We start from the raw sequence: 18462 nt of genomic DNA, 5'->3' as shown, positions 1-18462 counted from the left end.
GATGGGGAAATATCTCTTCCCTTCAGGCCCGCTGGTAGACGTTGGCGATGACGCCGGAGGGGAATGCTGTTGTGCTGACCAGCCTGAAGTCGAAGCCTGCGGGGGCGCGCGAAAAGATCGGTAGGCCGCGGCCGAGGACCACGGGGTGGACGAGGAGGCGGTATTCGTCGACGAGGTCGTGCTCGACGAGGCTCTGTGCGAAGCTGGCCCCGCCGTGCGCCAGGATGATTTTGCCGTCTTGCTGTTTCAATCGCGCAATCTCCTCGACGAGATCGCGCGCCACGCGGGCTTCACTCCAGGACGCCGCGACATGCGCCGGCGTCGGGGCCGGAACGTCGCCTCGTGCGTCGCGGATGCGCGATGCGTCGGCCAAGGCGGCGGTCGTCGGGGCCGTGCCGGGCGAGATTCCCTTTCGCGAGAAGACGACCTTGGGAATTTCGTTCATGGGCGCCGCGAACGGCTCGGTGGAGCTTGGCCAGTACGCGACCATGTCGTGGTAGGTCCGGCTGCCCATGATGTGCACGCCCGCTTGCGAGAGCGTATCCATGACCCACCTGGCTGCGCGGTCATCCATGCTTCTGAAGAGCCAATCGACCTCGCCGTTCGGTCCGCCGACGAACCCATCGATGGACATGGACATTTTCAGTATGAGTTGGCGTTGCATGTAGCAGAGGACGAATGGACCGGTGCCGCTCCGACAGGGGATGTCTTTTTATTCGGTTAAGGTGAACCGCTGGAGGTAAGGCGGTATAGTCGCATATCATGGCCGCTGTCCGGGTCTTCGCAGTCTAGGTGGGGAATGCGGGAGAATCGCTGCAAGGGGACCAACATTCACAACCTGCTGCGAGTGCTGAGGCAGGAGGGCGGCAAGGCCCGCGAGGAGGAGTGCATCGGCCGTTTGCCGGACGACTTCCGCAAGGCGGTTCAGTACGGCGCTGTCGTGCGCGGCGGTTGGTACCCGATTCATTGGTATCGGACTCTGCATGCTACGGCGCAGGCCGTGGGCATGGGGCCCGGCTTCCCGCGTACCGTCGGCAAAATTTCGGCAACGGAGGATCTTTCGGGCGGCATCTACTCCGTGTTTTTGCGCGTCGTGTCGCCGGCGTTCATCATCTCGGGCGCGGCGCGTCTGTTCAATCGTTATTACGAACTCGGCACGATGGACATCGTCGAGTCACGCCCGGGCTACGTGCAGGCGAAGTTCCACGAGTGCTACGGCTTCGATCACAACATTTGGCAGGACATGCTCGGCGGCAGTGAAGGGGCCCTGGTGGCTGCGCGGGCCTCCGACGTGCGCGTCCGCATCGTGGAAGGCGGTGGCGATGGCGACGATCACGCGACGTTCGAAGCGTACTACCGCGAAGGCCGGCGCGACTCGGTGCCGTAGTCCTGGTGCGGGGCGCCTCGACCGCACCGGTCCAGAAGACACCGACAAGGCACCGTTCGAATCGATCCAATTTTTCCTCGCGATCTGCGAAAACGGATTCCGCGTTTCGAGGGGGGATGAAAATGGATCGAGATTCGGAGGCCAAAATGGGCCGGAGGCAGCTTCTGCATAGCGCCGCGGGGGCGATCGTCGGGTCGCAGGTTCTCGGACGGGGAGCGGCACGGGCCGAGCCGGTGCAGGTGTTCGACTACGACGTGGCGATCATCGGTTCGGGTGCCGCGGGGATGACAGCGGCATTGGTGGCGGCCAAGCGCGGCTTGCGGACCTTGGTCATCGAGAAGGCGGGAAAGTTTGGCGGCTCCACCGCGCGTTCCGGGGCTGGCATCTGGATTCCCAACAACGAGATCGTGCTCGCCGCCGGAGTGCCGGACAGCAAAGCCTTGGCCGCGGCCTATCTTGCGGCGGTGGTAGGCGGTGATGTCGCCAGGGATCGGCAAGCGGCCTTTTTGGACCACGGGCCCGCGATGATCTCCTTCGTGATGCGAAATAGCCCATTGCGATTTCGCTTCATGGAAGGATATCCCGATTATTATCCGGAGCGAACGGGCGGTATGCCGCATGGTCGATCCATCGAGCCGGACATGTTCGATGGAAACCTGCTGGGCGAGGAGCTTGCGCATCTGAATCCGGCATACATGCCCCTGCCGGACGGTGTCGTCGTTTTTGGTGCAGACTACAAGTGGTTGACCTTGGCGTTGGTCAACGCGAAAGGCGCGGCCACGGCCGTGGAGATGGTCGCGCGGTACGGCAAGGCGGTGGCGTGCGGGAAGAAACCGCTCACCATGGGCCAGGCGCTCGCCGGCGGCTTGCGCGCAGGGCTGCTTTCGGCCGGTGTTCCCGTGTGGTTGAACAGCGCGATGCTCGACGTGAAGGTCGAGGGAGGCCGCGTCACCGGCGTACTCGTGCAACGCGACGGCGCTTCGGTGTTGGTTCGCGCCAAGCGCGGTGTGATCGTCGCATCGGGTGGCTTCGAGCGCGATCTGACGATGCGCACGCGATACCAGGAGCAGCCGATCGGCGTCGACTGGACCATGGGTGCCACGTCCAACACGGGCGACGGCATTCGCGCGGGGCTCGAGGTGGGGGCTGCCGTGGCCTTGATGGACGATGCCTGGTGGGGGCCGACGATTCCGCTGCCGGAGGGGCCGTATTTCTGCCTTTCCGAGCGCACCTTGCCCGGGAGCATCATGGTCGATGCCGGCGGCAAGCGTTTCGTGAACGAGGCCGCACCCTACAGTGACGTGGTGCACACGATGTACCAAAAGGGCGCGGTGCCGGCATGGATGGTCGTGGACCAGAATTATCGAAATCGGTACCTCTTCAGGGATCTCGGGCCGCTGCTGCCGTTTCCGGCATCGTGGTACGAGAACGGGTCGCTCGTGAGCGCGGTGACGCTTGCCGGGCTCGCGGCGAAGATGGGCGTGCCTCCCGACGCGCTGGAGCAGACGATCGCGCGGTTCAATGGTTTGGCCCTGGCGGGCACCGACGTGGACTTCCACCGCGGTGACAGTGCGTACGATCATTACTTCGCCGATCCGGCGGTGTGCCCCAACTCGTGCCTCGCGCCGCTCTCGCTCCCGCCGTTTCATGCGTTCAAGATCGTGCCGGGCGATCTCGGCACCAAGGGCGGGTTGGTCACCGATGCTGCGGCACGGGTGCTCACGCCGGCGGGCGCCGTCATCCCAGGGCTCTACGCCGCGGGCAACGCCAGCGCGGCGGTGATGGGCCACAGCTACGCAGGGGCAGGCTCGACGATCGGCCCAGCGATGACCTTCGGCTTCATCGCTGCCAACGGCATTTAGTTAGGGTGTCCCTGGCCTCTCGGGCTCTCGGACGTGACGTCGTCTCGACGTTCCGTTCGGGAGACGACACCGCTCGCTCCGCCCCGCGCGAGCGGACAAACGGGTGCGTGATCGCGCGTTCCGCGCAATCTCGGACGGTCTTCTTCTGGCTTCTCTCTGCCAGATAAAAATGAGGGTAGGAAAAAAAGTCCGGTGGATGCAAGCAGTTGTGTGCAGCGTCCCCAACGAGGATCTGGCCACCGGTCCACGCCCGCTGCGTGTCCCATAGATTGGATGAACCGGCGGCAGTAAAACCTGACGCGTCGCCGCCGCCGGACGTCACGCCCACTGCAACGCCGAGATCGATGGAAGGTCTCAGCCGCAGCGGGCGCGCCGTCCGGCTTTCCTCGCGAAGAAAAACGATCGACCTCCCGCCGATCGCCGAAGCTATCGGCACCCCCGCGTGGTCAGAGCCACAAAGAGAAGTGGGGGCCCAAGGGAGGTCGATCATGCGTAGCGTAGGCCTGGATTTAGGAGCGCGCCACATCGCTTATTGCGAGGTGTGCGATGGGAAAGTCGTGGAGCGGACGAGCGTGCAACAGATCGAACAGCTCAAGGGTCGATTGGGGCCCGGGACGCTTCCGGCCATTGTCGCCTTCGAGGCAGCGCGAGAGGCTTGGTTCGTCCATGATCTCCTCCGAACCTGGGGACACGAGCCGAAGATCGTCGACACCACGCGACTCAAGACGATCGGGATAGGACACCACAAACGCAAGAACGATGCGCTCGATGCCGAGCACCTCGCCATCGCGGTCGAACAGGGGCGCATTCCCGAAGCCCACGTCCTATCGGTGGAAGGTCGAGAGCTTCGCGAGCAGTTGAGTGTCCGACAAGCGCTGGTTGAGACCCGCGCGGGTTACGTGACCACGATCCGCGGCCTCGCGCGTGCACATGGGAAAAGTGTTGCTACGTGCGATATCAGCAACTTCGTGACGCACTTGGAAGCAACCGAGATGAATCCTGGCTTGCAGAAGCTTGTTGCGCCGTTAGCCGCCATGCTGAAAGTACTCGACGAGCAGCTCGTGAGAGTGGAAGAGAAGTTGCAGAACTTGGCAGGGCGAGATCCTCGGATACGTCTTTGCGCCACAGCCCCCGGTGTAGGGCTCATCGTCGGGGCCACGTTCATGTCCGTCATGGACGATGCCCACCGTTTCAAGAATGCCCATGCGGTGAGCGCCTATCTCGGACTCGTTCCGTCCGAATCGACCACGGGAGGACCGAGCAAGCGTCGTCTCGGAGGCATCACCAAACAAGGAAACCCTCACGCGCGAGCCATGCTCGTGCAAGCAGCCCACAGCCTACTGCGCACGCGCAAGCATGCCGGGGACCCCATTCGTCTTTGGGGAATGAACATCGCCAAGAAAAAAGGAAGATCGATCGCGGCTGTCGCCGTGGCCCGACGTCTTGCTGGTGTGCTCTGGGCGATGTGTCGTGATGGGGCTTTCTACGACCCGAATACGGCCACAAAGGGGACTTTCCAGAAAAAGAGCATGCGTGGAAGCGATGAAACTCAGCGCACCGTTGCGCTCCGGCGCGCGACCAAGAAACTTCAGCGGCGATACACTCGCCGTAAGACTTCGGAGGTCACCATGACGTGACCCACCCGATGCGCCGCAGAGCGCGCGACGTTTTGAGAACCCATTGGAGGACGATGAACGCGGGGAGAGCGGTGTGAGCACGACCGAGGTAACGCCAAGGTCGAGAGCTCGCCCCGTAAATTGCGTCTCGCTCCGCCCTACGAATCCCATACTGCGTCCCGGGGCTACCCGCGACCATCGCTGCCCGGTGAACGCGAAGAGTCAATTGACGGCAAACTCGAAACGCACGTCTGGCGGCCCATCTTTTTCAAAACGCAGCGGGCTCGTCTCGAGCCACAGGAGAGCTCCATGCTTCGCCAAAACACCTCCTCCCGGACGACGAAGAAAAATCCGAAGAAGAAGAAAATCGCCTTGCATAAACCGCCGGTACAGAGTCACCACTCCGCGTGTTGTTCCCGCCGGCGAGGCTCCCGTAGGAGTGGCTCCTCGCTATCAACGGGCACGCGGAGGGCTGTTGCCTCCCGCTTGTACCTTGTGGCAACCCATCATCTTAATCTGCGGCCTTGCGGGCGCGGTGTCCGGAGCACCGCGCACGAAAGGCCTGCCCCCACGCGTTGCCAACGCTGTGCCAATCCGCGTCCACCCTCAAAATGGATGAACCCATACAGCGCCGCCTGTCCCGGACGACGTCGGGCCTGTCCCGGACACCCTTCGCACTCGCCCTGCCGACGTGATTGACGCGTCCATGCCGCCGATGAACGCATGGCCCGCTGGCCTGTTCAGTCAGCGCGTTCGCGGTTGGCATCTCGTGCCGGGGCGCACCTCATCACGATGCGCCGCTTCGTCGCGACGTCGCGACGTCGCGACCGTGTCGAGTCCACGGACCTCGAGGGTGCACTACACCGAGGGCCCGCCCGCACTGAACGCGAAGACGGCGCGCACGAATTGCTCCGTGTCGCGATCGATGGCCATGTGGCCCTGACCGTGAAGCGGCAGGATGTCCGCTTGCGAAATCTCCTTGGCGATGGCCCTCGCCGCGGGCTCGTAATACGCGGAGCTCTCCGTTCCGAGGAGCAGACGAACCGGGATGCGAATGGCGCCGAGCCGCGGCGAAATATCCCATCGCTCGACTTGCTCGAGCTCGCGCACAATCGTGAGGGCCGCCGCCAGGCGCGCTTGCCACATCGGCGTGGGAACCATTTGGGCGATGTCCTCGGGCGTCGAGTGGATGACCTCGCGGAAAAAGGTCTCCAGCACCAATGGACGATCACCGCGCCCGGCGGCGGCGCGCAGTCGTTCGAGCACGGGCGCCGGGGTGACGCCGTGGCCGGGCGTCGCGGCGGGCGGCTCGTAAATTAGCAGCCGCCCAATGGCGTTGGTGCGCAAGGCTGCCTCCAGCGAACACAGCGCACCGTACGAGTGCCCCACCAAATACACATCGCGGCCGGCGGCCTCGACGACGGCGGCTACGTCCTCACCTTCGCGTGCGATGTCGTACGGCCCTTGCTCTTTCTCGCTCAGACCTCGGCCGCGTCGATCGACGATGTGCAGCGTGAACCGCTGGGCAAGCTGCGGAACGGCGGGCAACCAGCGCCGTCGATCGGCGGTGCCGCCGTGAACGAGGACCATCGGAGGCCCGTGGCCGATCTTCTCGTAACCGATGATGCTGCCGTCGCGTGACACGACCGAGTGAAAGTCCGACATACCCATGGCTATAGCCGGGACGCGCAAAGCCAACAAACAGGAGGAAAGCTTCCGCTAGTAACGGTGCTAACAAATGAGCGATGCCCAATACCGATCCGGGCGCGCTTGCGCGCGAGTTCTTGGCGGCGTACGAATCGAACGCCGTCGTTCCATCGACCCCCTCGGCGCGGGACGACGCGTTCGATCTGCGCGCCGCCTACGCGACGGAGGCCGACTTCTTCCGCGCGCGCCTCGCCGCGGGGCGGAAGAGCACAGGCCTCAAAGTTGGATACGCCAACAAGGCCGTGTGGCGTGCCTTGAAGCTCGAAACACTGGTCTGGGCACATATGTACGACGATACGGTGCACTTTACCGACGCCTCGAGCACCTCGCTGAGGTTACCGTATTATCGCTCTCCGAAAATCGAACCGGAGATTGTCATCAAATTACGAGAACCGGTGCCGACGGGCGTCGAGGCGGCCGCAGACGTGCTCGATAAAGTCGAATGGCTCGCACTCGGATTCGAAATCATCGATTGCCCATTTCCAGATTGGAACTTCAAGCCGGCGGATTTCGTCGCCGCCTTCGGTCTGCATCTCGCGCTGGTCGTCGGCCCGCCCCTTCGCGTGGAGGCCGGCAACATTCCCGCATTGGCCGAGTCGTTGGCGTCGTTCAAATTGACCCTCTCGAAGGGCGAGCAGCTCGTCGAAAAAGGGGCGGGGAGGAACTCTCTTCGCAGCCCCGCGCTCTGCGTCGCCGAACTCGCATCGGCCTTGTCGCGTGCCGATCACAAACCCCTCGTGGCGGGAGATCTCATCAGCACCGGCACATTGACCACGGGCCAAGCCATCGCCAAGGGCGACGTCTGGCGTGCCGACGTCGAAGGCCTCGCGCTGCCCAGCTTGAGCTTGCGATTCGAGTAATACCGTTGACGAACTCGCCGGCGCCCCGGTTATCTAGGTCGAAATGACGGTCGACCGCTACGCAGAGTCGTTGTGCGCTTGGGGTGGGGAGTTCGTGGCTTCGTGCCATGACGCAGACACGGGCGCGTTCATGTTCATCTGCGTGCACTCGACGGCCCGCGGACCCGCCGCGGGAGGGTTGCGCATCAAGGCGTACGACGCCCCCGTCTCCGCCATGGAGGACGGGCTGCGCCTCTCGAGCGCGATGACCTTGAAGATGGCCATTTGCGACGCACCGCTCGGCGGCGGCAAGTCGGTCATCTTCGTCGACCCTGCGGTGCTCGAGGCGCAGCGCCCCAAGATTCTTGCGCGCTTTGCGGCGCTGCTCGAGTCGCTGCACGGCACGTACTACGGCGCGCCGGACATGAACACCGGTCCCGATGACATGGACTTCATCTACGAGCGAAGCCGTTACGTCTTCTGCCGCACCGCCGAGCGAGGCGGCTCGGGAAGCACCACGCACCACACCGCACTGGGCACCTTCCATGCGATCCTCGCCAGCGCCGAATTCGCCCTCGGCCGGCGCGATCTCACCGGGCGGTCCATCGTGGTGCAGGGCGTCGGTGGCGTCGGCGGTGCCTTGGTCGAGATGCTCGTTCGCGCCGGTGCGCGCGTCATCGTCAGTGACGTCGTCTCCGCGCGCGTCGACGACTTGGTCTCGCGCTTCGGCGTCGCCGCGGTCGCGCCCGAAGATGCCGTGACGACCGCGTGCGACATTCTCGCGCCGTGTGCGACGGGCGGTATCCTCAATGCGCGAAGCATCCCCGAGCTCCGATGCGCCGCCATCGCGGGTGCGGCGAACAACCAGCTCGAGACACCCGAGGACGATGCGCGCTTGCGCGATCGCGGCATCCTCTACGCCCCTGACTTCGTGGCCAGCGCCGGCGGCGTCCTCCACGGCGTGGGCTTCGAGCTGTGGAAGTGGAGCGAGGCCCAAGTCGACCAAGCCGTGGAGCGGCTCGGCGGCATCTTGCTCGACGTCTTCGCCGCGGCCAAGGCCGACAAAACAGGAACGCGCGAGGCCGCTGAGCGGCTCGCGCGTTCCAAGTTGGTCCGATGACCGGTTACGCGTTGCTCACGCGATGAGCGGCGCGATGAGCAGCGAAACGACGCCCATGACCTTGATGAGGATCGAGATGCCCGGGCCCGAGGTGTCCTTGAATGGATCGCCCACGGTGTCGCCGACGACGGCGGCCTTGTGCGCATCCGAACCCTTGGCGTGGCCGTCGAGGCCGCCCTTCTCGATGTGCTTCTTCGCGTTGTCCCAAGCGCCGCCGCCGTTGGCCATGAGCAGCGACAGAACGGCGCCGACGGCGAGGGCGCCCGCCAGCATGCCGGCGAGAACCTCGGGACCGGCGATGAAGCCGACGATGACCGGCGCGAGTACCGCGATGGCGCCGGGGGCGATCATCTCGCGGATGGCGGCCGACGTCGCGATGTCCACGATGACCTTGGGCTGCGGGTCGACGCCGGCCTTGCCCTCGAGCAAGCCCGGAATCTCGCGGAACTGACGGCGGATTTCCTCGACGATGGCGCCGGCGGCGCGACCGACGGCGGTCATGGTCATCGCGCCGACGAGGCACGGGAGCATGGCGCCGAAGAGGATGCCCATGAGCACCTTGGCGTCGGTCAGGAACAGCACGAGATCCGCGCCGCCCTTGGCCCGACGAACCGCGTTGACCTCCATGTTGAAGGCCGCGAAGAGCGCGACGACCGTGAGCACCGCCGAACCGATGGCGAAGCCCTTGCCGACGGCCGCCGTCGTGTTGCCCACCGCGTCGAGTTCGTCGGTGATGGCGCGCACGTCTTTGCCGAGGCCGGCCATCTCGGAGATGCCGCCGCCGTTGTCGGCGATGGGGCCGTAAGCGTCGACGGTCATGACGATGGCCGTGCCGGCGAGCATGCCGACGGCGGCGAGCGCGATGCCGTAGAGGCCGAGCTGCGCATTGGAGATCCAGCCCACCGCGCAGAGCGTGACGAGCGGGATGGCGCAGCTTTCGAGACCGACGGCGAGGCCGCGGATCACGTTGGTGCCCGGGCCCGTGAGGGAGCTCTGGGCGACCTTGTGAATCGGGCCCATCGACGTGTAGTAGTCGGTGACCAGGCCCACGATGGCCCCACCGGCGGCGCCCGCGGCGAGCGTGATGACCGCGCCGGCGCTGAAGCCTCCCATCGGAAGAATGATGGCCGCCACCGCCACGACGAGGAAGGGCGGAAGAATGAGCGCGAGGCGCAGAACGCGTGCCGGGGGCAGGTTCTTCAGCATGCGCGTGATGAAGATGCCCACGACCGACATGCCGAGACCGATGGTCGCGAGCAGCAGCGGCAACGACACCGCCATGGCGCGCAGGTTCTTCTCGTCCGTCACCTGCGGTGCGAGCTTGGACAACGTGTCGATGGGCAATGTGAGGCCCAGGGCCACCGCGGCGACGACGGCCGCGACATAGCTCTCGTAGATGTCGGCGCCCATGCCGGCGATGTCACCGACGTTGTCGCCCACGTTGTCCGCGATGACGCCCGGGTTGCGGGGGTCGTCCTCGGGAATGTTCGCTTCGACCTTGCCCACGATGTCGGCGCCGACGTCGGCCGCCTTCGTGTAGATGCCGCCGCCGATGCGCGCGAAGAGCGCGATGGAGCTGGCGCCAGCCGCGAAGGAGTGGACGATCGTGGCCAGGTGGTCGTCGTTGCGGAAGAGGGCGTAGATGCCGCCGAGGCCCAGAAGGCCGAGGCCGGCGACGCAGAGACCCATGACCGCACCGCCATCGAGGGCGGTCACGAGTGCCGTGGGCTTGCCGTGCGCGCGGGCAGCTTCGGCCGTGCGAACGTTGGCGTAGGTGGCTGCCTTCATGCCGAAGAAGCCGGCCACGAGGGACAGAAACGCACCGGTGATGAAGGCGCCGCCGGCCAAAAGGCCCAGCGTGGCCGAAAGGAGCGCGAAAACGACCGCGGCATAAACCGCGAGCACCTTGTATTCGCGTGCCAGGAAGGCCATGGCGCCTTCACGGACGTAGCGCGCAATGCGCGCCATCGCCTCGTTACCTTCCGGCGCTTTCTTGACCTTTACATAAAACGCGCGAGCGACGATGAGCGCGACGGCGCCCGTTCCTATCGACTGATACGATAAAGCATCCAACACGAGTGAACGTCCTCTCGATGGCCCCCCAGCCAGCTAAAAGCCGCGTGTCTGTCGCATCGATTCGACCAAAAATCAAGGATGACGGGTCGCTTGACACACACCTGGAAATGTGTGGGCAGTATTGCGGATGACGATCATGAATGCTGGTTCACGCAAACCTTGCGCGCTTCACGTCGATCGTCACGTCAACGTGACGCAGAAGGCTCTCGGACGTCCTCGATCGTCTTCGATTGTTCCGGTAGGCGTGCCCGATCATGCCTGCTCAGGCTGCCTAGAAAAAACATCGTGAGCGCGCCCATTAAGGAGGCGTAGGCCACGAGTGGCCAGGCGGTGTCGCCGGGAAGGAGGACGATGGCCGCCGTTCCGACGAGGCCCACGAGCAGACTTTCCACACAGTAGTAGAGGGCCGTGGCCGTTCCCGCGGCATGCCCGAAGGCCTGCAGCGCACCGTTTGCGGTCACTGAGCATGCGAGCACGATTCCGACGGCGATGACCCACATCGGGGTAACGAAGGTCCAGAACGACGGCGGGCCCGCGAGGTGACCGACGATGAGGAGGGCGGCGCCGAGAAGGAGCATCCCCATGCCGCGACGGAGGCTGCCCGCATGGCCCCACCGGCCGACGAAGCATTTCGCGAAGCGGGTGGTCGCGATCAGCACCAAGGCGACGGTCGCGAAGGCGAGGCTGAAGGCGAGCTGCGAAAAGCTGGCCCGTTCGATGAGGATGCGCGGTGCGGTGGAGAAGAAGACGAAGAACGAACCCATGGCCGCACTGAAGCCGAGGCTGTACGTCCAGAAATGCCGATCGCGGAGAATGGCGCCAAAGGCCATGTGCGGCCGCGCCTCGCGCGGCTGCATCGGCTTCGTCTCGTGCCACTTGGCCAACGCATGCAGCGCGGCGGCGGTGGCGAGGACGCCGAGCAAGACGAAGATGCTGCGCCAACCGAGATGCTCGGCCATGACCGCGCCGAGGACCGGGCCGAGGGCCGGCACGAACGAGAGCATCGCACCGAAGAGCGCATAGATGACGGTGCCCTCGGGACGCTCGGCATAGACATCGCGCACCGTGGCAAAGGTCGCGACCAGCGCCGCCGCTGCACCCGCCCCTTGAAGCACGCGAAGCCCGACGAAGGCGTACGCCGACGCCGCACCGGCAAGGAGAAACGACGCCACCGCAAACATCGCCGCGCCGCCAAGGAGCACGGGCCGCCGGCCGATGGCATCCGAAATGGGCCCGAACACGAGCTGCCCGGCGCCGAGAAGGATCATGTACATGCTCAACGTGAGCTGCACGATCGACGGTGTGGTGCCGAGGATGCGCGGCATCTCCGGCACGACGGGCAAATAGACGTCCATCCCCATCGACGCCAAAAGGTCGAAGGGAGACATGAGCAACAACGCTGCAAACAGCGAACGATGGAATACGGAAGATGGAGAACGAGACATGACGACCTGCGCGCGCAAATGACGATTGGCATTCGGCGGCAACTGCCGTTCTCGTGAGGCGTTGGAAGCCCGATAACGCAGATGCCGCAACAACGACGTTTGGCGTTGCTGCGGCTCAGTAATCTGCGGACGCGGTATCCATGGCGATGCTCTGTAGCACGCTAATGAGGAAGGTCGAGCGAGAGGATGCGGACGTCCTCCGTGGGCTTGCTCTTCAACTCGAAGCTATGGGGGAGGTAGTTTGCCACGTAGTGGAATTGGTCGCCGACGAGGACCCCGGTGGTGGGGGCGGCGGTGTCCGGGCGCTGGAAGTCGGGATTGCCCGATTCGAGGACGTCGACATGGGTGACGCGTTGGCCGGTGCCGTCCAGCGTGAGTCGAAGGACTCTGCCGCGCCCGGTGCCGTTTTGCACCGCGACCAGCCCGCCGCGATGAAAATAGAGGCCATCGACGCCCGCCATGGAGAGAGGCGTGTCATTTCGAAGCTCGGCGACGGCGCCGCTGGCGATGTCCACCACGGCGATGCCAACGTCGAAGGCGACGAAAAGCTTCTTCTCGTCCGCGGAGAGCGCGACGCCGTTTGGATAATCGAAGGTCCCTGCGGGGACGAATGGCTCGAGGGTGCGGCGGCCCGAAAGACGGTAAACGCCACCGCCCACGCTGTCGGTCATGAAGACGTCTTCGTTCGAGGCGATGACGACGTCATTGAAAAGATGCGGCTTGCCATCGCGTACCTCGAAGCGCTTCAAAAGCTCGCCGGTGTCCACGTGGAAGAGGAGCAACTCACTGCGTCCCGCCTCGGGGCCGTGACTGAATTCCGATGCCGCCCAGAGCGTGCGCCGCTCGGCGTCGACCTTCATGCCGACCACCGAGAGCAAGGGGGGCTGGATGTTCCCTGCCGGGAAGTCCTGCACCTGCCCACCGCTCACGCGCACGATTTTCCGCAGCCGAATGCTGCCGAGGAAAAACGCCCCGGACTTCGGATCGAAGGCAACGTTCTCGGTCACCAATTCCCCAGGCGCCGTGAAGGCGAGGCGACTCCGATTCACGTGCAGCACGCGCTCGTCCGAGTGGCGCAAAAGCGCGTCGAACTCCGGCCGCTGGCTGCTCTTCCGAAAATCCCGTGGGACGATCGACACCGGCCACCCGCGCTTGTCGAGCACCTCGAGGCACGCGAGCGCCTCGTTCACTTTGCCGGCATCGTCGTAGGCCGAACAGAGGCAATACCGAATCCCCGCATCTTCCGGCGCCGCCGCCACCCGCCGCTCCAGCCGCTGGGCATACGCTTCCTCCTTCGTCGGCGCCGCCGCGGGTGTCCGCACCGACGGGGTGCACGAAAGCATCGATGCCACCACGACGCCTGCCAGCGCCATCTTTCGAACCGAAACCATCATGCCCCGAGCATGCGTCACCCGCCATAGCCCCCGCTATCAAAACCTTGCTCGATGCTCGCGCAGGTGTCCGTGCTAGAACGCCCCTGGGATGAAAGGGCGCTCGGCGGATTGGATCTTGGCAGTGGCGGGTGGGGCGCTGCTTGCCGTGATGATCCACTACAATAGCGTGTTGGCCAAGCATAGTTCGCCGGTCATGGCGTCTTGGATGGCGCACGGCATCGGGACGCTGGGGGCGCTCGTTCTGGTGGTCGCGGGCGCGCGGATATTTCGGCCAAAGGGGCCGAACCCGATGCCGGCCAAGGCGCCGGGGTGGGCTTACCTCGGCGGCATTCCCGGTGCGTTCACCGTGTGGCTGGCGGCGGTCACGGTGAACAGCAAGCTTGGACTCTCGGGGACCTTGGCCCTCATGTTGGTGGGGCAGGTGATCTTCGGGATTCTCTCGGATCGATTTGGCCTTTTCGGGGTACCCAAACGGCGATTCGTCCTTAAGGACCTTTTCGTCGTGTTGGCCGTGCTTTCGGGAAGTGCCATTTTGATCTTCTTTCGCTCTTAGGCACCCATGCTTGGATTCGTACTCCTTGGAGTGTTCAACGGCGCGGTCATCGCGGCGAGTCGCGCCATCAATGGGCGATTGGCCATCGACCTCGGGGCCTTCAAGGCGTCGTTTTGGAATCACATCGTCGGCTTCGTATTCCTCACCGTCATCATGCTCGCCATCGCGAGCATGAAGTTCGACATCCCGACGAATGCACCTGTGCTCGCCTACATGGGTGGCATCTTCGGCGCCTTGTTCGTGACGCTCAATAGCTACGTGTTGCCTCGCTTGGGCGTGACCAAGACGGTGCTCTTGGTCATCGGCGGACAAATGATCACGGGCGTGCTCCTCGATGTGCGCAACAGCAAAAGCGTGGGTGCGGCGTTGGCGCAGTTCGTGGGCGTGGGCCTGATTTTGCTAGGTGTTTACGTGGCGAGGACGTCGAAGGCAAAAGAATGACCGTGCAGTCGATCGTGGATTTCATCCTGGAGTTGGACAAGCTCAAAGCGGTAACGCGAAAGACGCGCCCTCTGGGGCTCGACCGCTACGAGAACTCCGCAGAACATAGTTGGCAGATCGCCATGCTGGCTGCATCGCTCGCGCCGTATGCCCAAACGCCCCTGAACATCGATCGCGTGATTCGCATGCTGCTCGTGCATGACATTGGCGAGATCGACACGGGCGACACCCTCGTTTATGCCGAGGGCGGTTGGGAGGAGCGCAAAGCTGCCGAGCTGGCTGCGGCAAAACGCATCTTCGGCCTGCTTCCCGGACCCTCTGGTGAGGCATTTTTGGAGCTGTGGCAGGAATTCGAGCGCGGCGAGACCCCGGAGGCGCGTTTCGCCCACGCGGCAGACCGCGCGATGCCGGTTTTGTTGAACTTGGCGAACCAAGGCCAGAGCTGGCGCGAAAACGGCATAAGCCACGCGCGTGTCGTTGGTCGCATCGCAGCTCCGATCCGCGAGGGATGCCCTGCACTCTGGGAATTCCTCGAGATCCGCCTCGAGGAGGCTCGGCAACAAGGCCTCTTCGGCGCCTGAACGCGGTCACGTTCGTGGTGAACCTAACATCGAGCCGCGCATCGTTGCCCTCGATGTGTTTCGCGGATTGGCGATCGCGGCCATGTTGCTCGTCACCAACCCCGGCGACAGCGAGCACGTCTACGCCCCGCTGAAACACGCGGCATGGAATGGCTGGACGCCGACCGATCTCATCTTCCCGTCGTTCCTCTTCATCGTCGGCACATCGATGGTCCTCTCGTTCCGCAAACGGCGCGAGCTCGGCGAGGGCCCCGTGGCGTTGCTCGCGCACGTGCTCAAGCGGTGCGTGCTGCTCTACGCGATAAGCCTGCTCATCGTGTGCATCCCGAGTCTGCTCGAGGGGCAACGCCCGCCATTCGAGACGATCCGCATTCTCGGTGTGTTGCCGCGCATCGCGCTCTGTTACCTCGTGGCCTCTCCCGTGGTGATGTTCACGCGACCGCGCACGTGGGCGCTGCTCACGGGGGCCTTGCTCCTCGGCTACTGGGTCGTGATGACCCGCGTGCCCGTTCCCGATCACGGAGCGGGCCTCCTCGACTCCAAAGAATGGAATCTGGCTGCGCACCTCGATCGATTGATGCTTGGGCAACATCTGGGTGAGGGTGGCGCGAAGGCCTGGGATCCCGAGGGCATCTTGAGCACGGTGCCTGCCGTGGGCACGACGCTGCTCGGCGCCCTCACGGGCCATTACCTGCACGCGCGCCGGCCGGCCGTCGAAAAGACCGCCGGCATGTTCGTAGGCGGTGCGTTGCTCATGGTTCTCGGGCTTTGGTGGAATCACGTTTTTCCGATCAACAAGAGCCTGTGGAGCAGCTCCTACGTGCTGTTCTGCGCCGGATTCGCGCTCGAGACGCTGGCCTTCGTGCACTTCGTGATCGACGTGCGGGGGCACCGCGGCTGGGCGCGGCCCTTCGTCATTTTTGGCGCCAGCCCGCTCACCGCGCTCATCTTGTCGGCGGTGGGCGGGGCGCTCCTTTGGGAGCTTCACCTGCACGAGCCGATCTATCGGGCACTGTTCGCATCGTGGGCCAGTCCTAGGAATGCGTCGCTCGCCTTCGCGATCGCCATCGTGCTTCTTTGGTTCGCCGTCGTGGCGATCCTACATCGCAAACGTCTCTTCCTTCGTCTGTAACAGGAGGAATTCATGTACTTTGGAATCACGCGCATCGCGCGCACTTGGATCGCATTGTTCGGGATCACGGCGTTTGGATGCGCCGCCAATGCACCGGACAACGAACCGAACGAGAATGGCCACGACACCGTATCCGCGGCGGCCGCACCGGAGGACGACGCGCTGTGCGGGCCGGGCCAGCCGCCCGGCGGCACCGTCGTGTGGAAGCGCGATCTCGGCCTCGTCGCCGAGGACCTCGGTCCGGCGACCGTGGCCTTCGATCGCACCGGGAACGCCTTTCAAGCAAGGCCCGACGCGGGCACTGCGAAGCTCGACGCGAGCGGGAACATCGTGTGGCAAAAGCCCGGTGGTAACGCTGTCGCCGTGAATCGAACGGGCGACGTGTACCTGGCCGGCGAAGCCGGTCTCTCGAAGCTCGATGCGGACGGGAATGCCGTCTGGTCGCGCGCGATCGGGAGCGGTGCGGCGCAGAGCCTGGCCATCTCGGCCGATGGCAACATCCTCGCCTCGGGCGCGAAGCTCGGCACCGTGCGGCTCGATGCAGAGGGCAACGTCGTGTGGAGCAAGCCGTTCGGCGGCCACGTGGCCTTCGGAGCGGACGGCGCCGTCCTCGTAACCGGGTATTTTCACGGCACCGTGGATTTCGGCGGCGGCTCGGTCACCAGCCGCGGTCGCGCCGACGCCTTCATCGTGAGCCTATCGGCAACGGGCGCGCACCAATGGAGTTCCATCGTGGGCGACGCGGATCTGCCCATTGCACGGCCGAGCGGCGGCTTCGTCACGGATCCGTCGGACCAAATCGGTGAAGCCATCGCCGCCGCGCCGAATGGCGACGTGCTCGTGGCCGGCCTTGCCGTCGACAGCGTGAAGCTCTTTGGCGAGAACGTGGCCACGCCCTTCTCGGAGGATGCGGGCGTGCTGCCGCTGGCCTTCGTCGCAAGGCTCGACAAGACGGGCAAGCTGCTCTGGGCAAAGCGCGAAGACGCCGTGCGGGACGTGCGCGGCATCGCCTCCGATGCGCGGGGCAACATGATCCTCAGCGGTGGTCTCGTGGGCAACGCACTGCCCAAGGCGCGCACCTGGATCGAGAAGCTCGACCCCGCGGGCGCCGTGACCTGGCGGCACGAGGAGTCTTTCGGCGTCGGCTTCGGCGATGCCGTCACCACGGACCGGTGCGGAAACGTCCTCTTTTCGGTGACCGCCGCGGACGAGGCGGGGGGCAAAGTTCACTCGGTGCTCTTCAAGCTGCGCCGCTGATCCAAACTCGCCAAGTTGGCCATGCGCCATGAATCGCATGGCCCGCGGAATCGTATTCGGTCGATCGCTTCGTGGTCCGCCGCCGAATCGCTGCTCAATCAATATTGGCCGCGCTACGTAGCAGGCCAGCAATCCCTCGACGCGACCATCGAGCAGATGGTCACGGAGATGCCTTAGACCTGGCGGCGCATATCCAATTGGGATCGTTTTTGTCGGTCGTGGATACGCCTCCCGGCGGGCATTCGTGGCGGACGAGCACCATGATGGATTTTTGGTCCTCCTTGCCCGGAGGCCACGATTCCTCGGTGAAGGTATGGCCATCTTCCGAAATGGTCACCGTGCCCAATTGGCCAATTTTGCCATTCGTCTTCATCTCGTAGGCGAGTTTGCGATCGGAGACCCGGCGCACGGAAAGGGTGGTGCCCGGCGGCGCGGTGGCGCCCATTACGGGCATGTCGGAGCCATCGAAACGGCCCGTGATCGTCTGATTGTCCGTGGGAATCGCCCACCTCACCACGCCCGAGGCGTCTTCCTCCAGGACGTAACCGTCGGGCATGTCGTTGGTGTTCATGTCGGTGTTGCGCCACGAGCCGGTCAACCCGTCGCCTTGGCCCTCGCGGACGAAATGCGCGTCGTGCCGGTAGGACATTCCGTTGGGCAATGTGCCATTGGCGACCACGTTCAAGCTTTGGCCATCGGGCGACATGGTCCAGCGGGCCGTCTCGACGATCTTGCCGTCGAATCTTTTCGTCGCCTGCCACTGCCCCGGTGCAAGAAGGGTCCACGCCACGGTGCGTTTCTCTCCGCTGCGGTGTTCCTGGCCGTCGACGGCGAACTCGTAGCTCGATGCGCCGGCCGCGGAAAAGCGCATGCGGCCGCCGCCGAGGTCCTCGTAGCGAAGCGGCTCCGTGCGCTGTTGGCTCTTTGCGGGGTCGACCTTCCACACCCCCACGAACGGACTCTTGGGGGCTTTGGAGGCGGCAGGCTGGCATGCCGCGAGCAACACGGCCACGATGAGGGATCCAAGGCGGAGCATGGCGCGGAGTCTATCT

General features: G+C 64.6%; 16 protein-coding genes. 10 read left to right on the top strand and 6 right to left on the bottom strand.

Going from position 1 to position 18462, the window contains the following annotated elements:
* Positions 1-22 precede the first annotated feature (22 nt).
* Positions 23-634, bottom strand: coding sequence for a dihydrofolate reductase family protein (locus tag LZC95_29520; protein WXA90584.1), 612 nt, complete (start codon positions 632-634; stop codon positions 23-25).
* A gap of 165 nt (positions 635-799) precedes the next feature.
* On the opposite strand from LZC95_29520, the gene LZC95_29515 reads away from it, so the two are divergent.
* From LZC95_29515 to LZC95_29505, 3 genes are all read left to right on the top strand, one after another.
* Positions 800-1387, top strand: coding sequence for a hypothetical protein (locus LZC95_29515; protein ID WXA90583.1), 588 nt, complete (start codon positions 800-802; stop codon positions 1385-1387).
* A 122-nt stretch (positions 1388-1509) separates the two neighbouring features.
* On the top strand, positions 1510-3249 hold the full coding sequence (locus LZC95_29510) for a 3-oxosteroid 1-dehydrogenase (protein ID WXA90582.1): 1740 nt from the start codon (positions 1510-1512) through the stop codon (positions 3247-3249).
* 488 nt (positions 3250-3737) lie between these two features.
* The gene (locus LZC95_29505) at positions 3738-4886 is read left to right on the top strand and encodes an IS110 family transposase (GenBank protein ID WXA90581.1); all 1149 of its coding nucleotides are present in this window, start codon (positions 3738-3740) and stop codon (positions 4884-4886) included.
* A gap of 837 nt (positions 4887-5723) precedes the next feature.
* Here LZC95_29505 and LZC95_29500 read toward each other — a convergent pair.
* A complete protein-coding gene (locus LZC95_29500; protein WXA90580.1) occupies positions 5724-6530 on the bottom strand; it encodes an alpha/beta hydrolase in 807 nt (268 codons plus the stop codon).
* An 80-nt stretch (positions 6531-6610) separates the two neighbouring features.
* Between LZC95_29500 and LZC95_29495 the strand changes: the two genes are divergently transcribed.
* Together LZC95_29495 and LZC95_29490 are read left to right on the top strand one after the other, a co-directional pair.
* A complete protein-coding gene (locus LZC95_29495; protein ID WXA90579.1) occupies positions 6611-7432 on the top strand; it encodes a fumarylacetoacetate hydrolase family protein in 822 nt (273 codons plus the stop codon).
* A 43-nt stretch (positions 7433-7475) separates the two neighbouring features.
* A complete protein-coding gene (locus LZC95_29490) occupies positions 7476-8531 on the top strand; it encodes a hypothetical protein (GenBank protein ID WXA90578.1) in 1056 nt (351 codons plus the stop codon).
* Positions 8532-8546: 15 nt separating this feature from the next.
* Here LZC95_29490 and LZC95_29485 read toward each other — a convergent pair whose 3' ends face one another.
* From LZC95_29485 to LZC95_29475, 3 genes are all read right to left on the bottom strand, one after another.
* Entirely contained in the window at positions 8547-10607 is a 2061-nt protein-coding gene (locus LZC95_29485) for a sodium-translocating pyrophosphatase (GenBank protein WXA90577.1), read from the bottom strand.
* Positions 10608-10792: 185 nt separating this feature from the next.
* Positions 10793-12052 (bottom strand): CmlA/FloR family chloramphenicol efflux MFS transporter, encoded by a 1260-nt coding sequence (gene cml, locus LZC95_29480; protein ID WXA90576.1) that lies wholly within the window; start codon positions 12050-12052, stop codon positions 10793-10795.
* A gap of 161 nt (positions 12053-12213) precedes the next feature.
* Positions 12214-13446: a hypothetical protein gene (locus LZC95_29475; GenBank protein ID WXA90575.1), complete on the bottom strand. Its 1233-nt coding sequence runs from the start codon at positions 13444-13446 to the stop codon at positions 12214-12216.
* An 88-nt stretch (positions 13447-13534) separates the two neighbouring features.
* Here LZC95_29475 and LZC95_29470 point away from each other — a divergent pair, with 88 nt between their 5' ends.
* The 5 genes from LZC95_29470 (at position 13535) to LZC95_29450 (ending at position 17410) form a co-directional block, all read left to right on the top strand.
* Entirely contained in the window at positions 13535-13999 is a 465-nt protein-coding gene (locus LZC95_29470; GenBank protein ID WXA90574.1) for a DMT family transporter, read from the top strand.
* 6 nt (positions 14000-14005) lie between these two features.
* A complete protein-coding gene (locus LZC95_29465; protein WXA90573.1) occupies positions 14006-14440 on the top strand; it encodes a DMT family transporter in 435 nt (144 codons plus the stop codon).
* Positions 14437-15021 carry an HD domain-containing protein gene (locus LZC95_29460; protein ID WXA90572.1) on the top strand — a complete coding sequence of 195 codons (585 nt, stop codon included), beginning with the start codon at positions 14437-14439 and terminating at the stop codon, positions 15019-15021. The genes LZC95_29465 and LZC95_29460 overlap by 4 nt, the downstream gene beginning before the upstream one ends.
* 82 nt (positions 15022-15103) lie before the next feature.
* Positions 15104-16153 carry a DUF5009 domain-containing protein gene (locus LZC95_29455; GenBank protein WXA90571.1) on the top strand — a complete coding sequence of 350 codons (1050 nt, stop codon included), beginning with the start codon at positions 15104-15106 and terminating at the stop codon, positions 16151-16153.
* A 12-nt stretch (positions 16154-16165) separates the two neighbouring features.
* Complete coding sequence (locus tag LZC95_29450) at positions 16166-17410, top strand: PQQ-like beta-propeller repeat protein (protein ID WXA90570.1); 1245 nt, start codon at positions 16166-16168, stop codon at positions 17408-17410.
* 160 nt (positions 17411-17570) lie between these two features.
* Here the strand turns inward: LZC95_29450 and LZC95_29445 are convergent, their stop codons facing one another.
* Entirely contained in the window at positions 17571-18446 is an 876-nt protein-coding gene (locus LZC95_29445) for a hypothetical protein (GenBank protein ID WXA90569.1), read from the bottom strand.
* Positions 18447-18462 lie beyond the last annotated feature (16 nt).

The sequence above is a fragment of the Sorangiineae bacterium MSr12523 genome (genome assembly GCA_037157775.1).
Lineage (GTDB): Bacteria > Myxococcota_A > Polyangia > Polyangiales > Polyangiaceae > Pendulispora > Pendulispora brunnea.
This window is presented reverse-complemented; position numbering and strand designations above follow the sequence as displayed.